Annotated in this window: 18 protein-coding genes; 7 read left to right on the forward strand and 11 right to left on the reverse strand. The window is 42.9% G+C overall.

Annotation, left to right across the window (positions count from 1 at the left end; genetic code table 11):
• Positions 1-47: 47 nt before the first annotated feature.
• The 7 genes from FM019_RS11895 to FM019_RS11925 form a co-directional block, all read right to left on the reverse strand.
• Positions 48-2,072, reverse strand: a complete 2,025-nt coding sequence (locus FM019_RS11895; RefSeq protein ID WP_143836167.1) for a methyl-accepting chemotaxis protein — start codon at positions 2,070-2,072, stop codon at positions 48-50.
• A gap of 215 nt (positions 2,073-2,287) precedes the next feature.
• Positions 2,288-3,100, reverse strand: a complete 813-nt coding sequence (locus FM019_RS11900; RefSeq protein ID WP_143836168.1) for a symmetrical bis(5'-nucleosyl)-tetraphosphatase — start codon at positions 3,098-3,100, stop codon at positions 2,288-2,290.
• Between the two features lie 5 nt (positions 3,101-3,105).
• Positions 3,106-3,480: a Co2+/Mg2+ efflux protein ApaG gene (gene apaG / locus FM019_RS11905; protein ID WP_143836169.1), complete on the reverse strand. Its 375-nt coding sequence runs from the start codon at positions 3,478-3,480 to the stop codon at positions 3,106-3,108.
• A gap of 8 nt (positions 3,481-3,488) precedes the next feature.
• Entirely contained in the window at positions 3,489-4,292 is an 804-nt protein-coding gene (gene rsmA, locus FM019_RS11910; protein WP_143836170.1) for a 16S rRNA (adenine(1518)-N(6)/adenine(1519)-N(6))-dimethyltransferase RsmA, read from the reverse strand.
• The gene (gene pdxA, locus FM019_RS11915; protein ID WP_143836171.1) at positions 4,289-5,269 is read right to left on the reverse strand and encodes a 4-hydroxythreonine-4-phosphate dehydrogenase PdxA; all 981 of its coding nucleotides are present in this window, start codon (positions 5,267-5,269) and stop codon (positions 4,289-4,291) included. Before pdxA ends, rsmA begins: the two co-directional genes overlap by 4 nt.
• Before the next feature lies 1 nt (position 5,270).
• Positions 5,271-6,575: a peptidylprolyl isomerase SurA gene (gene surA / locus FM019_RS11920; protein WP_143836172.1), complete on the reverse strand. Its 1,305-nt coding sequence runs from the start codon at positions 6,573-6,575 to the stop codon at positions 5,271-5,273.
• A gap of 53 nt (positions 6,576-6,628) precedes the next feature.
• Positions 6,629-8,845: an LPS-assembly protein LptD gene (locus FM019_RS11925; RefSeq protein WP_143836173.1), complete on the reverse strand. Its 2,217-nt coding sequence runs from the start codon at positions 8,843-8,845 to the stop codon at positions 6,629-6,631.
• 234 nt (positions 8,846-9,079) lie between these two features.
• On the opposite strand from FM019_RS11925, the gene FM019_RS11930 reads away from it, so the two are divergent.
• From FM019_RS11930 to recJ, 7 genes are all read left to right on the forward strand, one after another.
• Positions 9,080-10,081 (forward strand): aminoglycoside phosphotransferase family protein, encoded by a 1,002-nt coding sequence (locus FM019_RS11930; protein WP_143836174.1) that lies wholly within the window; start codon positions 9,080-9,082, stop codon positions 10,079-10,081.
• 8 nt (positions 10,082-10,089) lie between these two features.
• The gene (gene murU / locus FM019_RS11935) at positions 10,090-10,755 is read left to right on the forward strand and encodes an N-acetylmuramate alpha-1-phosphate uridylyltransferase MurU (RefSeq protein ID WP_313901701.1); all 666 of its coding nucleotides are present in this window, start codon (positions 10,090-10,092) and stop codon (positions 10,753-10,755) included.
• 2 nt (positions 10,756-10,757) lie between these two features.
• The gene (gene djlA, locus FM019_RS11940; RefSeq protein WP_185969271.1) at positions 10,758-11,606 is read left to right on the forward strand and encodes a co-chaperone DjlA; all 849 of its coding nucleotides are present in this window, start codon (positions 10,758-10,760) and stop codon (positions 11,604-11,606) included.
• Complete coding sequence (locus tag FM019_RS11945) at positions 11,606-14,317, forward strand: tetratricopeptide repeat protein (protein WP_143836176.1); 2,712 nt, start codon at positions 11,606-11,608, stop codon at positions 14,315-14,317. The genes djlA and FM019_RS11945 overlap by 1 nt, the downstream gene beginning before the upstream one ends.
• Before the next feature lie 25 nt (positions 14,318-14,342).
• Positions 14,343-15,245, forward strand: coding sequence for a site-specific tyrosine recombinase XerD (gene xerD, locus FM019_RS11950; RefSeq protein WP_143836177.1), 903 nt, complete (start codon positions 14,343-14,345; stop codon positions 15,243-15,245).
• A 190-nt stretch (positions 15,246-15,435) separates the two neighbouring features.
• The gene (dsbC, locus tag FM019_RS11955) at positions 15,436-16,161 is read left to right on the forward strand and encodes a bifunctional protein-disulfide isomerase/oxidoreductase DsbC (protein ID WP_143836178.1); all 726 of its coding nucleotides are present in this window, start codon (positions 15,436-15,438) and stop codon (positions 16,159-16,161) included.
• A gap of 74 nt (positions 16,162-16,235) precedes the next feature.
• Positions 16,236-17,960, forward strand: coding sequence for a single-stranded-DNA-specific exonuclease RecJ (recJ, locus tag FM019_RS11960; protein WP_143836179.1), 1,725 nt, complete (start codon positions 16,236-16,238; stop codon positions 17,958-17,960).
• Positions 17,961-17,983: 23 nt separating this feature from the next.
• Here the strand turns inward: recJ and FM019_RS11965 are convergent, their stop codons facing one another.
• The 4 genes from FM019_RS11965 to zapD all read right to left on the reverse strand — a co-directional run bounded on the left by FM019_RS11965 (position 17,984) and on the right by zapD (position 20,114).
• Positions 17,984-18,463: a DUF4920 domain-containing protein gene (locus FM019_RS11965; protein WP_143836180.1), complete on the reverse strand. Its 480-nt coding sequence runs from the start codon at positions 18,461-18,463 to the stop codon at positions 17,984-17,986.
• A gap of 89 nt (positions 18,464-18,552) precedes the next feature.
• Positions 18,553-19,107, reverse strand: a complete 555-nt coding sequence (locus FM019_RS11970) for a peptide deformylase (protein WP_143836181.1) — start codon at positions 19,105-19,107, stop codon at positions 18,553-18,555.
• 6 nt (positions 19,108-19,113) lie between these two features.
• A complete protein-coding gene (gene yacG, locus FM019_RS11975) occupies positions 19,114-19,350 on the reverse strand; it encodes a DNA gyrase inhibitor YacG (protein ID WP_143836182.1) in 237 nt (78 codons plus the stop codon).
• 11 nt (positions 19,351-19,361) lie between these two features.
• On the reverse strand, positions 19,362-20,114 hold the full coding sequence (gene zapD / locus FM019_RS11980; RefSeq protein WP_143836183.1) for a cell division protein ZapD: 753 nt from the start codon (positions 20,112-20,114) through the stop codon (positions 19,362-19,364).
• Positions 20,115-20,153: the final 39 nt, after the last annotated feature.

The following is a 20,153-nucleotide window of genomic DNA, read 5'->3' on the forward strand; positions in this document are numbered from 1 at the left end:
AACGCCGCATAAAGCGGCGTTGTTGTATAGCGCGTCTAAATTTCCGGTTAGACTCTAAATTGTTGTATCGAAGCTTGAAGCTCTTCAGCAAGTTTTGCCACTTCCTCACTAGAATCTGCAGTTTGTTGTGCCCCGACAGAAGTTTCTTCAGCAATACCGACTATATTTTCCAATTTTTCACTGATTTCTTGCGACACAATATTTTGCTCGCGAGCTGACTGCTCAATCTGGCTACTTACATCATGCGCTTTGTGAACGGCTTCTGTGATCAGGTCTAAAGCTTGTGTGGCTTTTTCAGTCTGCTCAACACATACGGTAGTCTGCTCTTTTCCTTGATTCATAACCGTAACGGCTTTTTCAGCACCCGCCTGAAGTACTTCAATCATTGCGTTGATTTCTTGTGTGGATTCTTGAGTACGGCTCGCCAAAGTTCTAACTTCGTCCGCAACAACCGCAAAACCACGACCTTGTTCGCCGGCCCGTGCTGCTTCAATTGCTGCATTAAGGGCCAGTAGATTAGTTTGGTCGGCAACACCACGGATAACGTCAAGTATTCCGCCGATGCTGGCACTATCTTGATGCAGTTTGTTTATAACATTTGCAGCATCATCTACATCTACTGCAAGCTTCTCGATTGTGGATTTATTTTCAGCCGAAATCGTTTTAACCTTTTCAGCTTCTTTATCAGCATGTTTGATCTGGTTTAACGTGTCTTCAGCACTTTGCGTCACCATTTGTGAAGTGCTATGCATTTCAGTCGTGGCAGCCGCCACTTGAGCCACTTGAGATTTTTGGTTCTGAATCGAATGCGTCGTCTGTGTTGTCACAGCCGATGTTTGTTCTGAGGCTGCGGCCAATTGTGCAGCGCGGGAGCTAATGCCACTGATAAGCGTTTTTAAGCTATCGATTAGGTTGTTGACACTCTCAGCCAGTTCACCAAATTCATCATCAGAAGACTCATCAAGCTTTTTAGTTAGGTCGCCTGAAGACACCACATGCAATACATCATTGACTTGCTTGAGAGGGACAGTAATCGCTCGTACGCTCGTCCAACCTATCAGCGCTGCAGCAGCAGCAGAACACAACATGAATATCCAGATGATAGTTGTTCCACCAGATATCTGACTCGACACTTGATCATTCATCATATTGGTCTTGGAATCGGCGAGTTCTAATATTTTATCGAGTTCGGCAGAAGCTTCTTGAATATTCACTTCGGATGCAGCCAAAGCTTCTCTGGCTTGGATCTGTTTGTTAAGGCGTGCTACTTGGGTATTGAGTAGCCCATCCGAAGCAGTAACAGAACTGATCACCGCACCAACTAGCTCAGAAATCTCATCCATAGTGCCGCTGTCATCGCGGTCACCGACCAAATTCTGCATTTCAGCCATCTGTTCAGATATTTGTGTAATCACTAGTTCAACTTCATTGCCAATTGTTCCAGCTCGTACCAGGGTCTGAGTTTTGATGTAGTCTGCACTGACAGTGAGCAGAGTCAATAAAGAGGTTTCTAAGTTACTACCTAACTCGGCGGCTTGTCTGAGGCGGCTATTATTTTGAACGCTGTCCAAATCTGCAAAATCGAGTAAAAGTGTAGATGAATCATCAGCATTGTCTTCCACGGAACTGACGATATCACTTAGCTTATTACCAAAATCTAGATCATCTTTTCTGCTGCCAAACATGTTAGCCACATTGGTTGCGTATTGCTGATAAATTCCATCAACCGTTCTAAGGGCTGAGCTGAAGTCTGCATCACGGCTTACTTTGTCGCGAACAATCGCATATTCACTTTCGAAGTTAGCTTGGCTAGATTGATAATTTTCGAGATTTTTTTGTAGGGCGGTAGAATCAGATTCGTGATATCCCTCTACCGTTAACCGACCCATGTTAAGAAAAGATACCTTGAGTTGATTACTGCCAATTAAGGTTGGTATTGCTAAATCATTAACTTCTTCTGTGGCACTTTCAATCGAACTAAAGTTGATTAATGAAGATATGCCTATCACCAGTAGTAGAAGAGAAATTAGCGCAAACCCGCCAATGACCCGCATAGCGACCGTTATTTTCATTCAGATACTCCTCTTACTACATTGCGTTTTGAGTTTTTCATAGATCAAGTTTCAAGCTAACTGACCAGCTTACCAAGTCTGACAAATTCCGCAGTAAAGGTCACGAAAAAATACTCGTCTTATCATTGAGTTAACAATTATATGCCGAGACACTTAAATTTACACAGTTTTTGGCAAAATGTTTTGATTTGTATATGGGTATCGACAATATGAAACTAACCTTTATTTCGAATTGATATTTTTTTCCGATTTTCTAGATCAAAAAGAGTCATTGAATTGCCCCATACATAGCCGGTATCAAGTCCAATGAACTTGCTTGAAAGGGTTTGTCCCATTAGTGTAGCCCAGTGACCAAAAATGACGGTTTGTTGCTTTTTTAACTTAGTGTTCGCCACATTAAACCAGGGCCTAAGCGCGCCAGAACCAGCACTTGGAGCACTTTTTGTTTCAAATTCCAAAGTGGTTTGGTTATGAATAAAACGCATTCGTGTGAAAGCATTGATAATAAAACGATAACGATCAAAACCTTGCAGTGTTTTGTCCCATTCTCGCGGGCTATTCCCATACATTGCGCTGATCAGAGCCAGCCAATTTTCTCCCACTAATTGTTGTTGCACTTCTTGGCTAAGTTTTACCGCTTTTTTTAGTGACCACTGCGGATACAAACCAGCATGACTAATTAATGTGTCTTTGTCTAACCTATGGGCAAGCGGTTTTGAGCGAAGCCAAGCCGCTAATTCGTCTGATTTTTTTGATTTAAGTAAAGGAGCCAACAAATCACTTCTTTTTGCCGGTTTGATACCTGCCTGAATGGCTACAAAGTGGAGGTCGTGATTGCCTAAAACAGTGTCAAAGGCATTGCCCAAACCATGTAAGAAAACAAGGGTTTTGAGCGAGTCAGGGCCTCGTGCGACTAAATCACCGACGGCCCAGAGCTTGTCGTATTTGCGATCGAACTCTACTTTGTCAAGCAGTCTCCGTAACCCTTCGTAGCATCCTTGGATATCACCTACAACATACTGTGCCATAATGGTTAATTGACCATGTTATTGACCGCTAAGCGAAACACGTCAATGGGTGCTTTAAAAACAGATTCATCGCCGCCAACAAATTCGTAATGACCTTGCATGGTTCCAACTGGTGTATCTAAGACCGCGCCACTAGTATATTGATAGTATTTACCTGGTTCGATAACGGGTTGTTCGCCAACGACACCTTCGCCGGATACTTCGGTCTTTTCACCATTTCCATCAGTAATCAGCCAATAGCGACGAAGTAACTTAGCAGATACACTACCGTTGTTGATGATGGTCACACGATATGCAAAGGCATATTTGGGGTCGGATTCATTAAATTGATCTTCTAAAAATTGAGTCTGTACTCTGATGCAAATATCGTTAGCTGCCATGTGTGCTATTAGCTAGGTTGGATAGTGATAGAGTCTGCGATTTTCGCAAAATCTGCAAGCGTTAGATTTTCCGCTCTATTTTCAGGAGAAATACCCAAGTCTTGTAGATTTTCCTCCGATATCAACTTCTTAAGACTATTTCGGATGGTTTTGCGGCGTTGATTAAAAGCCGTTGCACAAACCTGGTTTAGCATTTTTTCACTTTTCACTTGGACAGGTTTTTCTTTGTGTGGCACCAATCGAACGACAGCAGATTCGACTTTTGGAGGAGGGGTAAATGCGCCTGGTGGTACGTGCAACACGGGGATCACCTGACAATGGTATTGAGCCATGACCGACAATCTTCCGTAGTTTTTTTCACCCGCTTTTGCGGCTAACCGATTGACAACTTCTTTTTGCAACATAAAGTGCATATCGAGCACCTGCTCTGCATACGAGAACAAGTGAAACATTAAAGGCGTGGAAATGTTATAGGGTAAATTTCCAAAGACACGCAGTGGCGCATCGGGTTTGATTAACTCGGTGAAATCAAACTTAAGGGCATCCGCTTCGACGATATTCAATTTTTTAGAAAGAAAAGGGTGAGTTTTTAATCGCTGCGCAAGATCTCTATCTAATTCAACGACGTTGAGTCGATCGACTAACGCACAAACAGGCTCCGTCAGTGCAGCCAGACCAGGCCCAATTTCTACCAGGTTTTCACCAGACTTGGGATTAATTGCGCTGACAATTTGGTCAATGATATATGCATCATGAAGAAAGTTTTGCCCGAATCGTTTTCTGGCGGTGTGGCCTAGATGTTGTTTATTCATTTTTGCTTATAAGCCAATTTTAGTGCTTTTTTAATTGCACGTTCAAAGCTACCTGAGTTGGCTTTGCCAGTGCCAGCCAAATCCAGGGCAGTACCATGATCAACTGAGGTGCGTATAAAAGGCAGGCCTAGAGTGATATTGACAGAGTCACCAAATCCCTTGTACTTCAAAACAGGTAAACCCTGGTCGTGATACATGGCCAGGACAGCATCCGCTTGTTCTAAATACTTGGGCTGGAACATGGTGTCAGCAGGGAGCGGACCAATAAGGTTTAACCCCTGAGCGCGTAACTCATCCAATGCTGGAATAATAATGTCCAATTCCTCTCTGCCAAGATGCCCATCTTCTCCTGCGTGGGGATTAAGTCCACAAACATAGATACGCGGTGACGGGATGCCAAACTTGAGCTTCATGTCGGTATGAACGATATGTAAGACTTTGTGCAATCTCTCTCGGGTAATGGCCTTGGCTACATATGCAAGAGGAATGTGAGTGGTAGCAAGCACGACTCTTAACCCTTCGGTCGATAACATCATTACCACATCTTGCGTATTTGACTGGCTAGCGAAGTATTCAGTATGACCACTAAATGAAATACCAGCTTTATTGATAATTCCTTTGTGTACCGGTCCAGTCACAACGGCATCAAACTCGCCATCCATATTTTTCGCGCACGCTTGGCGCAGTGTCTCGACAACGTATTGGCCATTTGCAGGATCAAGCTCACCTACTTTAACGGGAACCTGCGTTGGAATATCAACAACAAATACTTGGCCAGCATCCTGTACCTTTGATTGAGAAGGTTGATACGTTATCAACTCCAGTGGCAGTCCTAACAGTTCTGCACGTTCATGCAGCATGTTTCTGTCGGCAAATACAACCAACTGGTCATCCCATTGCTGTTGAGCCAATTTTATGATCAAATCAGGGCCGATGCCGGCAGGCTCACCGGGGGTAATAGCTAATTTAAAAGGCAATTTAGTTTCCTGCTGAGCTGATGTCTTCTTCAATGACTTCAATGTATGCAGTGTCACGCATTTCACGCAACCATGCCTCAGTTTCTTCTGCAAATTTGCGGTTGAAGATCAACTGATAAGCCTTTTCTTCTTTACGTTTGTCAGTGGCATCATCAACACGCTTACCAATCATTTGCACTAAATGCCAGCCATGGACAGATCGGAAGGGTTGTCCAATTTCGTCATTCTCCATATTGGCTAACGCATTTTTAAACGCAGGCACATATATTTCTGGGTCGTTCCAGCCAAGTTCTCCACCCCTTAGAGCTGAGCCAGGATCTGCCGAGTGCTCTTTGGCAAGTTCGGCAAAATCCGCCTCTCCGTTTATCACCTGTTCGCGAAACTCTTCGAGCTTCTCGCGGGCCTTATCTTCACTTAAAATAACCGAAGGTTTTATCAAAATGTGACGAGCGTTTACTTCTTCGACTTTCACGATTTCAATACCGCGCAAATCTTTCACTTTCAAAATATGGAATCCAGCACCACTTCTAAATGGGCCTACCAAGGTGTCTTTGTCTTTTCCTTGCACGGCTTCAGCAAAAAGCGTGGGCATCGCGTTGATGTTCATCCAGCCCAAATCACCGCCATCAAGGGCTTTTGGACCTGATGAAGACGCAATCGCAATACGTGTGAAGTCGGAACCTCCCTCTAAAAGTTCAATAACTCTGTCCGCTGTATCCTTGGCTTTACTGATATCATCGTCATTCGGTTGAGGGGGAAACCCGATTAAAATATGGCCAAGGTGGTATTCTGCTTGTTTTGCACCTTGCTCCTCGATAAGTTTGACTAGATTGTTTATCTCTTGATTGGTTATATAGATGCGGCGACGGACGTTTGCGCGTCTCACTTCGCCGGTTATCATTTCTTTACGGATATCTTCGCGATAAACCTCGAAAGGGATGCCATCTCTACCAATAAGTGCTCTGAAGTCTTCCATCGATAGGTTGTTGTTAGCGGCGATACCAGTAATGGTCTGATCGAGTTGTGGATCGCTGACTTGAATCCCCATTTTTTCAGCCATTTGGGTCTGCAGACTGTCAGTGACTAACCTTTCAATAGCCTGGGTTCTCAGTGCGCGATCAGAGGGCAGTGTTTGGTTATTAGCAATTGCATTGCGTTTAACCTGAGCGACTAGCGCCTCGATTTCACTCTCTAAAATGACACCTTGGTCTACAATAACGGCGACTTTGTCCAACGCAACTTGCTGTGCCGACACGTTGAAGGTGAAGAAGGACAATAAACTAAAAGCGACTACTATATATTTCATATTCCATACTTTTGGTTAGGGTAAAAAGATAGACTTCTTTGGCGACTACCATTCTAATTAATAAGGTAGGCTTGTCGATATCCAAACAAGCCGTCTTCAAGCATTTTGCGGCGTCCTGAACGCGCCTCTGAACCAGTGAACTTGAAACTAAATTTCAAATTTACGCTGGTTTCAAACTCTTGGGTGTTTTGCATTCCTTGTGCATCAAACCTATTACTAAGGTGCCTTTGCGAAACTAAACTGAATGACCAGCAACATGACTCGTATTGTACACCCATATAGCTCTCAATCGTGCGTTGTGTAGATAAATCTTTATACCAACGCCCAACCCAATGCCAATTTGTAGATAGCGGCCAACTCGCAGTGATACCAAACTGATCAATTTGCTCTCCAGAGAGGCTTCGCACAAACCTGTGGTTAAACTGCAAGATTTTATCGTCTGTTAATTGGTATTCCAGTGAAATACTACTGCGTTCAACTTTATCTGTTTTGGTCGATAGCTGTAATTCTGTGTGAGCAAACCACTTACTACCTATCTGCCAATCCAACTCAGAGGCCAGTGCGGAGCGATCATCATTTTTGCTCGCTGCTTCAACACGATTGTCTTCTAAGTAGAAAATCTGACCCAAACTTAACTTAAATTGTTCCCGACTATTTTTATCTAATATTCTAGAAGTAAGACCAACCGTTACTTGGTTGTTGTCACTGATACGGTCCAGACCAGTAAACTCTTGGCCTCTGAAAAGCCCATTAAAGTCGTTGAGTAGTTGTGTCGTATCGTATAATCCGATTTCGCTTTGTTCTTTAAACTCAGTATACAGATACTGAATTTTGGGTTCCAATGTTTGCGTTTGTTGTTCGCCTAACCAATTAATATCCCGTTCTAAAAAAAGAGCCCCGAAAACTCGACCTTGCCCTAACGTTCGGTTGGTTTCTTCTGCAAGCTGGGTGCCTGCTACGTTTTCTTGTTTGTAATAGGTATTTAAAAGGGTTGCTTCGGCAAGAAACTCGCCCCACTGAGAGCGCAATGGCAGAGCTAAACTCGGCGCAATGTGGAAACGCGTCGCTTTGGGTTCACCTTCCTGTTGATTGTCAAAGTAGGCAAGCTCAGAGGTAACGCGAAATTCAAGCCCTGAAAATTTGTCCGTCTGATAATTCAATTTCATCTCAGGTAATGCACGATAATTAGCAGGGTGGTCGCCAATAACCGCAAAGTCACGAAAATTCATAGAAAAATCGAGGTTTTGAGAGTAATAATTAATGCCTAAGGTTCTATATAGATGCGTGTCAGCACGATTATAATAATCCGAGCCAAAATCCACGATATAGTTGTCATCACTGAGCCCATTGAAATCGATATTAAGTTGCCAGTTTTTAGCCAGTTTGCCACTGTGAGCATATCGATAAAAATAACGATCCGCCTGATTAATATCTTCGCGATCTTCGGGTAAGTACTCAACATTAAATTGCCCGGCACTCTGGTCAAACAAGTAGCGAAACTCAGTTTTAATCTGCGTGCCACGTTTAGACATAAAACGAGGTGAAAAGGTGGCATCAAAATTGGGCGCAATATTCCAATAAATTGGTTGTTCGTATGAAGGACCTGTTGCGCTAGAGGTGGTTATTTCGGGAAACAACAGGCCTGATTGGCGTTGATCAGAAACCGGGAAAACAAAATAAGGTAAATAAAATACGGGTACATCTTTTACATAAAAAACCGTATTGTAAGCTTCACCCCAAAGTTCGCCTTCTTCTATGCCTATACTGGATGCTGAAATTTTCCAATCTTCCTGGCCAACCGGGCAAGTTGTATAACTCACGCCTTGCAATTCCACGCCTTGATTCTGGTCAATTTCAATTCTATCCGCTGCGCCTCGTCCGCCAAATTGAGTAAGCTGATAATTAGTATCCGCCATGGATAATTTGCCAGAGTCAGTATTTAGCAAAACATCCTTGCTGTTGACAACCATCAATTTGTCTTGAAAAGTAACGTCGCCTATAGCAGTTAATTGGGTATTAGGCACGTCAATCGTTGCGCTCTGCGCTTCAATCTTTGATTTATCACTAACAATGGTGACATTTCCGTCAAATTGCGCAATTTGATTTCTTTGGATATCAGCACGATTTGCCGACACTCGGATCTGGTCTTGTAAAATATCTTCATCTGCGACAAAACCCTCTATAGGGGTCGGACAAGATGTGACTTGTTGTGCCCAAACCGAACCGGGTAGGATGGCAAACAAAGAAAAAATAAGCTGATTAATTTGCATACAGTTACTAAGTCAAGCTGCCTTGAAATGGCCGCAAAGTGACATATAAAGTGCTATTTTTGGAAGTTTGGACATGATTACGCTTCTAAGTACTCAAATAATGCATCAGATTCATTTTCTTTGTTTTATTATGCATGTGTTATACGTATTCCGTGTTGAAAAGTCGTTTCAATACGCTTACTTTTCGTAAATGCATATCCACATTTGTATTTATATCATAAAAAGAGGTAGATCGTGACACAAAAGCGGCAAAGAGAACAGGCCCTTAAGCAATGGATTAATACTTCTACGCCCTTTCGATGTATTTCTCTACAAATGGTTTCAGGAGATGCCAGCTTTAGACGATATTTTCGCTTTGATGATGAAAAATCAAACAATTCTATTGTCGCGGTTGATGCGCCTCCCAAATTTGAAGACAGTGAAAAATTTGTTTCGATTGCGCGCGCTTATAAAAAACAGGGAGTCGAGGTGCCCGGTGTGCTCGCTCATGATGCAGATTTAGGGTTCTACTGTATTGAGGATTTTGGTAATGGTCAGTTTGCTCAAGCATTATCATCAACAACCATGCACAATTTATACAAACAAGCGCTCAGCCATTTACCCGCCATTCAATCCTGTGTTTCGGTTGATGGCCAACCATTACCTAATTATGGCGAGACGTTATTGGAAGCTGAGAAAACCTTATTTACTCATTGGTTAATCGAAAGACATTTGGGACTAACACTGAGTGAAGCCGATCGCAAAATGATTGAAACCACCTATGCTTTTCTTTCAGAGGTTTTTGTCCAGCAACCGCAAGTAGGAGTGCATCGGGATTACCATTCAAGAAATTTGATGATACTAGCCGACGATCGCCTCGGCATTATTGATTTTCAAGATGCTGTTGTGGGACCCATCACCTATGATGCGGTTTCGCTGCTTAGAGATTGTTACCAAGATTGGCCAGAATCTTCTATTTCTGCGCTACTTCAGGACTTTCATCATCAATACTACCCACAACATTCTTGGAGTGATTTTGAACGCTGGTTTGATTTGACCGGTATTCAACGCCACATTAAGGCTAGCGGCATATTTTGTCGGTTGTGGCATCGCGATGGTAAATCAGGGTATTTGAATGATATTCCTCACACCTTAGATTATATTGTCAATGTTGGATATCGCTACGAGGAAACCACTTCGCTGGCGACCTTTGTAGATCAGGTAATTAAGCCTGCAATGCTGAGCACCCTTGAATGAAAGTTGCAATGATACTGGCTGCTGGAAGAGGGGAAAGAATGAAACCTCTTACAGACCAAACTCCTAAGCCACTATTGACCGTGAAGGGTATTCCATTGATCGAGCATCATCTGAACAAACTAGCTTTGGCTGGTTTTACCCATGTCGTTATCAATGTCGCCTGGTTAGGTGAACAAATCATTCATGCATTAGGTGATGGTTCTCGTTTCAATCTAAAAATACATTTTAGTGATGAGAAAGAAGCACTAGAAACTGCCGGAGGTATCGTCAATGCCTTGCCAATATTGCTTCCATTACTTGAACAGCAACAAGAGTTTGCTGTGATCAATGCGGACATCTTCACCGATTTTGATTTTTCTGCTTTACCCACAAACCTTGAAGACAAGCTTGGCCACCTGATACTCGTTGACAATCCTGTTCACAATCCCAATGGAGACTTCAGTTTAAAAGGCAGTGAAATGCATAGGCTGAAAAAAAATCAATTCACATTCAGTGGAATCGCTGTGTACCATAAAGAGATGTTTTCCTCATTAATTGCAGAAAAATCTGCGCTGGCGCCATTATTGTTTGAAAAAGTTGCTCAAAATCGACTGAGCGGGCAACTGCATAATGGTTTTTGGTTTGATGTTGGCACGCCGCAGCGTCTTGATTATTTGAATCAAATGGAGATCTAAACATGCCTATTTGGGGAAAAATAATTGGTACGATATTTGGCTTTATGTTTCGAGGGCCGGTAGGTGCAATTATTGGCTTTATTGTAGGTCACTTATTTGATCGCGGATATAGCCAAGATTTTAATCAGATGGGAGGCTTTAGCCGCTTTTTCACCAGCCAAGATGAACTAAAATCCCAGGCAATTTTTTTCCACGCGTTGTTTTCCGTGATGGGTCACGTAGCCAAATCAGATGGTCAAGTCACGGATGCTGAAATTAGGATGGCCTCTACGCTGATGGATCAGATGGATCTGCAAGGAGAAACAAGAAAGGAAGCGCAACAAGCTTTCAGGGATGGTAAAGACGCTGATTTTCCGGTTGTACAAATACTAAAGGAATTTAAAGCGTCTTGCCATGGTCGGCGAGATGTTATGCAGGTTTTCCTGGAAATCCTTATTCAAGCCGCTTTCGCTGATGGGCGTCTCGTCAAAAAAGAACAACAATTGCTCGAGAAAGTGGCACAACAATTAGGCTTTAAAGAGCACGAATTTTTATACTTGCTGTCGATGTATGAGGCTGAGGTGCGATTTCGCTCTGCAAGAGGGGCACAAGGCTCGTCCCGTACTCATCGAAGTTCAGGCGCCTATTCACAACAACAGTCAATTGATGATGCTTTCAAAATACTGGGAGTTGAATCGACTGACGATGTCAAAACTGTCAAACGCAGTTATCGCAGATTAATGGCTGAACATCATCCAGACAAACTTGTTTCTAAAGGGCTTCCTAAACAAGCAATCGAAATTGCTAAACATAAAGCACAAGACATTCAAGCTGCCTATGATCTAGTCAAGCAACACAAAGGATTTAAGTAATGTACAACGGATTTGCCGATTTGACTAAGCACTGGCGATTTATCGCACTGATAAGTTTTATGTTGATTTTAACTGGGTGTGCGAGCTCTCTGCGCACTGAAAATGTTGCAAGTGTGACGCATATCCAAGCACTTCCGGACAAAATGCTAGACTTTGATCCCGCCGAACTTACGCCTGAACAAATTTATTGGCAAGATCAAATTAATCAGTTTTATCGAGCAGATTTACGCACGGTAAAAATACCACATGTACGTTTGATAAATGAGTTAGACAATTGGCCTGAAGAGCAATACTGCACCGATACTCACATGGAAAAGATCCAACAAGCTATTGAGTTGAACAGGACAAGCTTGCTTGCTTATTCGTTAAATGCCCATTGTGGTCAACGTTTAGGCGATGATGAGTTGTCAGAGCAATCACAAAAAGCTCTATTCGCTATAGCCGATTTGCTCATGCGCTCTGGGAATGCCCAATCGCCTTCGACTGCGGTTAAAACAAGAGACGCGTACGAAGCTCAAATCATTTTTCAATGGGCGGGTTACAACGTGTTTGACGTTGAACTTCTGCGTTTGGCAGATAAAGCGCTGTTTCGCATACATGCATTGATGCCTGATTCAGGTCAATATGTGGTGTTTTACGCCGACAATACTGAATATTTCTCTCGAAACATCCATTCGATGGCCACTAAGTCGTACAGCAAACAACAAATTGCTGATTATTTGGTAGCAGCACTCCTGAACGGCGGGAGTGTTCCTGCGCAACTGTTGCAATTTTCGGATTGGTTGCGCAATAACAAAGCTGATGAAGTCATTGAACGATTGTCTACATCCAGCGATTTAGGGCCATTGGCAAGTGTTCTTTTGTCACAAGCCTATTTTCAAAAAAGTGAAACGAAGAAATTTGAGCAACAAATAGATAATTTGTTGATGTTTTCAGAGATCGGTTTTGTAGAAGCGAGCGCTATTCTCGGCGTATCCATGCTGTCCTCTGATGATGTAATGGAACAGCAAGACGCAGCAAACTTGTTTAGAGTAAATGTCAGGCAATTAGGGGGTAGTGAGGCAACATGGATATGGCTCGATGCCTTGCTTAAACAGACTGACGGTGTTGACACTTTCTTGATATTGATCAACCAATTAGAGCCGTCTTATTACGCCAATTGGCGCAATAGCATTTACCGCTACGATAATGTTTTTGGTGGGGTCTCTAACACCATTTATTCAAAATTGCAGCGATTGCTGGTGGCGCTAGGAGAGAGTTACCCCAGAGCAAGATTAGATTATGCCTATCTAAATATTAGCGGGCGGTGGGGGATCCCAAAAGATATAGATAAAGGACTGGCTTTAGTTGAATCTTTGGCGGAGTCAGGTTATGACAGTGCCCAATTGGATTATGGTCTTTTTTATTCAGCGGGACGGTATGGTATCGAACAGGACCGAACGAAAGCGTTTTATTGGTACCAAAAGGCAGCCGAGCAGGGGAATCGAAGCGCCCTTTATAATCTAGGTTTAGCCTACCGATATTCGCGAGGCGTAGAAAAAGATTTGGTCATGTCGATTGAATATTTTCAACAAGCCTGGGAAAACGGGTTTGACCTAGCAGGTTGTCGAATAGGTGATATCTACAGCGAAGAAATTGATGTGCTCAATTATGAGTTGGCAGTGCAGGCATACCAAGCGACCATTAACGCTGAAGATAGTGATGCAGAAGCTATTAAAGCCTGCACATTTGGGTTGGGGTATGTTCAGTTTCACGAACTGGAGAATTATCAAGCGGGGCTAAAAATGTTGGATATGGCTGCTGATTTGGGTGATCAAAATGCTATGTTTGAACTAGGTATCATATACACAGATAACAAAGGTGTGGAGGCTAATGCAGATAAGGCAATAACCTATTATCAACGCGCCATTGAACAAGGTAGTGGCAGAGCTGCAGCAAATCTTGGCTATCTCTACGAGTCGGGAGAAGGCGTCACAAAAGACAATGCTAAAGCACTGCACTACTACAAATTGTCATCGGACCGAGGGTCTGCTACCGGGCAAAACAATTACGCTTCATTTTTACGTTACGGCACCAACGTTGAAAAAGACCCTCAAGCTGCTTATAAACTGTACTTAAAGTCTTATGCACAAGGTAATACCTATGCTGCAGAAAATTTGGGTGACATGTATTATTTTGGCGAGCTTGGTGAACCAGATTATGAAAAAGCATGCCATTTTTATGAACAGGCAGTGACCAGAGGTGCCACTGACGCGCTCTATGATCTGGCCTATTGTTTTGTCTATGGAGAAGGTCGAGAACAAGACGTTGAAAAAGGCCTAAAGTTATTAGAGCGTAGCGTACAGGTCGATAATCCCGAAGCTATGGTGGAACTGGGATATTTGTATTCCGACGGGGAGTTGGTCGAAAGAAATGTACCCTTGGCGTTAGACTATTTAAAACGTGCCTATAAATTGCAAAGTCCACGAGCAGCGTATCAATTAGGTCAGCTTTACGAAACCGGTGAAGGCGTTAGAGAGGACGCAGTGTTAGCAAAAGTATATTACGAACAAAGTGCCCAATGGGGGTACATCGATGGAATGATTGCACTTGCCAACGCCTACATAAAAGGCTTAGGCACTCGAACGAATAAATCATTAGCTCGAGACTGGTTGAAAAAAGCAATATCTGAGGGCTCTGAAGAGGCAAAAAATGTCCTTAATAGCTTATGAAACGTTGCTCTTCTGGCTTGCCTAAATGAAAATACTCAGTGACGAAGAGCTCATTGAAGCCTTCATTGATAATCTTTGGATTGAAAAAGGTCTTAGCGAAAACACCCTAAATGCTTACCGCACTGATCTGAGCAAATTTGCTGCCTACGGCGCGATGAGTTCCAAACCTTTTTCTTTTTTGCATTTTCATAAAGACGATATCGATGCTTATGTCGCATCAAGAATCGATTCCGGGTTGTCTCAGCGAAGTGTTGCCCGTTTGTTGAGTAGTTTACGTGTTTTTTGCGCTTTTTTGATCCAATCAAAACAACGTGAAGATAATCCAATGGGTCAAATGCGCAACCCAAAACTTGCTCAGCCCCTGCCTAAGACGCTATCAGAGCAACAAGTAGAAGATCTGTTAGTTGCGCCAAATACTGAAAACCCGATTGAGTTGAGAGATAAAGCCATGCTCGAAGTGCTTTATGCAACAGGGTTAAGAGTGACTGAGCTGGTATCTCTACGAATGGATCAATTGGGTTTGCAGCAAGGTGTCATTAGGGTGGTTGGCAAGGGCAATAAGGAACGTTTAGTGCCGTTAGGGGAGCAGGCGATAGAGTGGCTACAGACGTTTCTAAAAGTGGGACGTCCCGCCCTGCTCAAGACAGAGTCAGATATCGTTTTTCCTAGTAGCCGCGGGGTGAAGATGACCCGACAAACGTTTTGGCACCGAATTAAATTTTATGCACAAAAAGCAGACGTGCGCGTGCATCTCTCTCCGCATACTCTGCGCCATGCCTTTGCAACACACTTATTAAATCACGGGGCTGATCTGCGTGTGGTGCAACTATTACTCGGTCACAGCGATCTGTCTACGACCCAAATCTATACGCATGTTGCCACTGAGCGCCTGCAGAGTTTGGTGGCACAGCACCATCCACGGGGTTAAACTTTCTGATCATCTTTAGTACTACCACGGGGTATTATTCATGGGTATAGCATTTGATGACTATAGGCCATTGGTTCGGCGTGCAATTGGCGTTACACTTACACAAATAAATTTAGTCATATAATAATGCAATTATTCCGGCAAGACTGTGGTCTGAACATTCATAGCATTATTAAACTTGGGAATTAGTATGAAATTTTGGATTAAAGCATTTGCCCTTTTTGTATCACTTAGCACTATCGCTCCGAGCAGCCTGGCTGAAAGCGAAGGCAAGGATTATGAAGCGGTCAAACAGAATATTGAAAATATATTGCGCTTTGAAGTGCTAGCAATCGGTGACGCGCCAGTTCCTGGACTGGTTCAAGTATCCACTAACCGCGGTTTCTTTTACACCAGCGTTGATGGGAAATTTCTTATCAGCGGTAAAATATTCAACGTAGAAGAAGGTATGCGTGATGAGACAGAAAAATCTTTAGCGAAGTTGCGTCTAGATGGAATTACCGATTTCAATCAATCAGTCATTGAATTCAAAGCACCAGACGAAAAATTTGTGGTAAACGTTTTTACCGATATATCGTGTGGATATTGCCGCAAGCTTCACCGCGAAATTGAAGAATATAATGCTAATGGTATTACCGTTAGATATCTGGCGTTTCCTCGTGGTGGACTGAGCAGCAAATCATATAAAGATATGGTATCCGTATGGTGTGCTAAAGACCAACATGACGCAATGACAACGGCCAAAAGTGGCGGCAGTGTCGCTGAGTCAAGCTGTGCTAACAGCGTCGCGCAACAATACGCGTTTGGTCAACAAGTTGGTGTGACAGGAACTCCTAACATCATTCTACCTGATGGCTCTATGGTGCCTGGTTACCAACCCGCCCATGCGTTGCTCAATACGTTAAAGAATATTTAAAGTACACATTTGTTAAATGAAGTACAAAAGGTAAGGTACACTATCTTACCTTTTTTTATGCCTTCTTCTGAATCATGCCAACTGCAATAAAACGAAGAGCCCCGGTAGACGATAGTCATCTCAGTGATATTTCTCATCCGGTTATTCGCCAAATATATGCCAATAGAGGCGTAGACTCGACTACCCAGTTAGATAAACGCGTGAACGCTTTGTTGCATTACCAGCAATTGCAGGGGATTGATGGTGCAGTTCAGGTATTTGCTGACGCAATTGCCAACAAGCAAAAAATAATTATTGTCGGTGATTTTGATGCAGATGGTGCAACAAGTACCGCATTGAGCATATTAAGTCTGCGTCGCATGGGCGCTGAAAACATTGAATATTTAGTCCCCAACCGTTTTGATTTTGGTTATGGTTTGAGCCCACAGATTGTAGATGTTGCCCATCAGCAGGGCGCACAAGTAATCATGACAGTTGACAACGGTATTGCATGTATCGAAGGTGTCGACAGAGCTAAACAACATAATATGCGTGTGGTAGTGACCGACCACCACCTCGCCGCAGACCAGCTGCCAAATGCAGATGCCATCGTTAATCCTAATCAACCAGGTTGCGACTTTTTATCCAAGCATTTAGCTGGCGTTGGTGTGGCATTTTACGTCATGCTCGCCTTAAGAAGCCACCTGAAGTCGAAAAATTGGTTTGAAAAAACCGCTATTGTCGAGCCAAATCTGGCTGAATATTTAGATATTGTTGCCCTGGGAACTGTTGCTGATGTAGTGCCATTGGATGAAAATAATCGGATTTTGGTACATCAAGGTCTGCAGCGCATCCGCAGTGGCAGATGTCGTCCGGGTATTACTGCACTTATCGACATCGCAGGAAGAAATGCTAGCACCATGGTTGCCTCAGATCTTGGTTTTGTATTAGGGCCAAGACTCAACGCAGCAGGACGTTTGGACGACATGTCGTTGGGAATAGAGTGTCTTTTATGTGATGACCCCCGTGACGCGAGAAAAATGGCGTTGCAGCTGGACAACCTCAATAAAGAAAGGCGTGAAATTCAAGAGTCGATGCAGCAAGAAGCGCTGTCATCTTTACAGTCCATCGAACACTCTGACCTTGAATCCCGTGCAGGTATTGTGCTTTACAAACAAGACTATCATCAAGGTGTAGTGGGTATCTTGGCTGGCAAAATCAAAGACAAATATAATCGTCCGACCATTGCGTTTGCTCATCAAACAGACAGTCTCCTGAAAGGGTCCGCTCGCTCCATCCAAGGTATTCACATCCGCGATTTATTGGAGGATATCAACAATCAGTTTCCTCAGGTTATTGATAAATTTGGCGGGCATGCCATGGCGGCTGGCGTAACATTGAAACTTGAGCAACTAGAGGCGTTTCAACGCGCATTCGCGCATGTGAGTCAAAAGTGGCTCGAAGCACATGATTTGACCGACAATGTCATGACCGATGGCGAGCTTCAGGACGTTGATTTTAGTATTGATTTTGCCCAACAACTAAAAAATGCAGGGCCTTGGGGACAAGGGTTTCCTGAACCAATTTTTGACGGTGAATTTCGTATTCATGAACAAAAACTGCTCTCAGGCAAACACCTCAAATTACTATTGAGTTCGTCTGATGGTCAGCTTATTGATGGGATTGCATTTAACGTCGACACTCAAAGCTTGCCTAGTGAACGGGCCGAACGAGTCAAATTAGCTTATAAATTGGATATCAATGTCTTTCGAGGACGAACCAACTTACAGTTAATGATTGAAGCGCTTGAGCCGCTGTAAATGATTATGAAGATGAGTTCGCCCTAGGTACGAGGAATTGTGACGCTGTCTGCAACGATCTCATAGACTACACCGGGCTTGATCGCCTGTGAGTTTGAGTCTAAATCTGATGAGAAATGGGCTGCTTGTTCAACACTCAGTTCTTTTTCAATAAGTTCACCTGAGAGCATTACAGTTTTGCCATTGCTGTCTGTGGGAATAAAAAAACCATAATCCTTGAACGATACGCGAACCATATGTTGATCTTGTTGGGCAATAAAGAAACATCCTTTGCGTTGACAAACTTTTGATATCCGCGTTTCTACAATAAAACGACTGCCTAGGTGTCCATCTGGTTCAGTGAGCAATGACGCTAAACTTGTCTTGGGTAATGACATATCTAGTTTGGTACCGAAAGTTTCACTGTTGGGATTTTGAAAGACAGGCTCCGACAATCTGATGGTATCGGCCAACGCACTTGATAGGCAAAAAAACATTATGAAACTTAACAGTGTTTTCGTCATACTATAAACTCCTTTACGTCCGTTAAATAGCCCCAATCCAGGCGTGGGGTCAAATACTTCACTGCGCTGCCTAAAAAAATTAATATAGATTAGTCACTTGTCATGTAATCAATCATAGACTTTACCTGTTGAAGTCTTGGTTGATTGTTTTGCAGCAGGTAATCGATTGAAACTAGCGATGACGTGTTCTTTACACGATCCAAGAATAGCACACCGTCTAAATGATCAATTTCATGCTGAATTAAACCAGCGGCTTCGCCTTCTAAAACAATGCAATGAGCTTTGCCATGCTCGTCACAATAATTGACCTCCACTTTACTCGCACGGCTGACTTTTGCGCGTAAGTTATAAAAACTAAAGCACTCCTCTTCAAATTCAAATTCACCTTCGTTCAGAGCTTTAATACTTGGGTTTAGCATAGGAACAAACTGCCCATCTAACCTGAGAAGCACCATTCTCACCAAATGGCCGACCTGAGGTGCAGACAATGCGTTTCCGTTTTCATCAGAAATAGCTTTTATTCCATTCAATACGTTTTTCATTGTTTGCAACGTAGATTGGATGTGATCAGAATGAATATCTTGTTGAGAAATCGGTTGTGACACTTTCCGTAGTATTGGATCGCCAAACTGCTTGATACGCATGCTTTTTCACTCCTTGAAGAACGATTGATTTTGTTGAGCCAGCATCGCCTCAATTTCTTCTACATCGATTTCGGGCTTTTCAGTTAAGTCAGGATCGGATTTCGATTGTTCTGAAATGACATGACTTTCATTTGACCATTCGCCTAAATCAATCAATTGGCATCGTTTACTGCAAAAGGGGCGAAATTCATTTTTATTATGCCATTCCACTTTTGTTTTACAGGTTGGACAGTCTACTTGCATTAAGGGCCTCTTTAACAACTTGCGAGGTGAAATTCGATATCTTCATTTACCTGGTTGCTACCATGTTCATCTGGAGTAAACAACATAAAACGAATGGCATAGCGGTATTTATTGCCACTCAACATAGGGTAAAAGCCTTTGTCGATTGGGCTTTTCACCCGTATTAATTCGTTTTTATCATCCGCTACGCCCTGATAAAAACCATTTTTTGCTAATGTTGAAGCAAATCGTCCCCGTTCTCGTAAAAAAGATAAGGTAATTTCAATGGCTTCTCGGATTAGCTCAAATTCCTGCAACCAACCCACAATATCTTGACGAACGGTTTCTAATGGTTGGTTTATCCAGTAGTGCAAATTCGGCAAGTCAAAGCTGCAGGTACCGCCTGGAATTGAAAACCTTTGGCGAATAGAAGCCAAAAACTTGTCTTCTTTCAAATTTGCGCCCACTTTTTTTGAATGTTTAAGCTGATCTCTTAATCGCAAGATTTTTTGCAATGCAGCTTGCAGTGCTTCCGAGTCAATCTTGGGGTGTTGTGACCAAAAAACCAGATTCTTTTCGTGTACTTCTATGTCTTTGAGTACATCATTGCGGATGTCCAGACGTTCTAACAAGTCAAGCAGCGTGAATAGCGCTTCGAAAAAACTGATGAAATGCCAGTTAGTTTCAGCTTCGGTACACTGTTCAATTTGTAAGAAAAGCTGTTCTAGGCGCAGATAGGTTCTGACCTTTTCGTTCAATGGAAATTCATAAACAGCCTGCGACATTCGCTTTCCTTTTGTTTCGAATTGGCGCACTTGTATCAG

Source organism: Aliiglaciecola sp. M165, from assembly GCF_007197995.1.
GTDB lineage: Bacteria > Pseudomonadota > Gammaproteobacteria > Enterobacterales > Alteromonadaceae > Aliiglaciecola.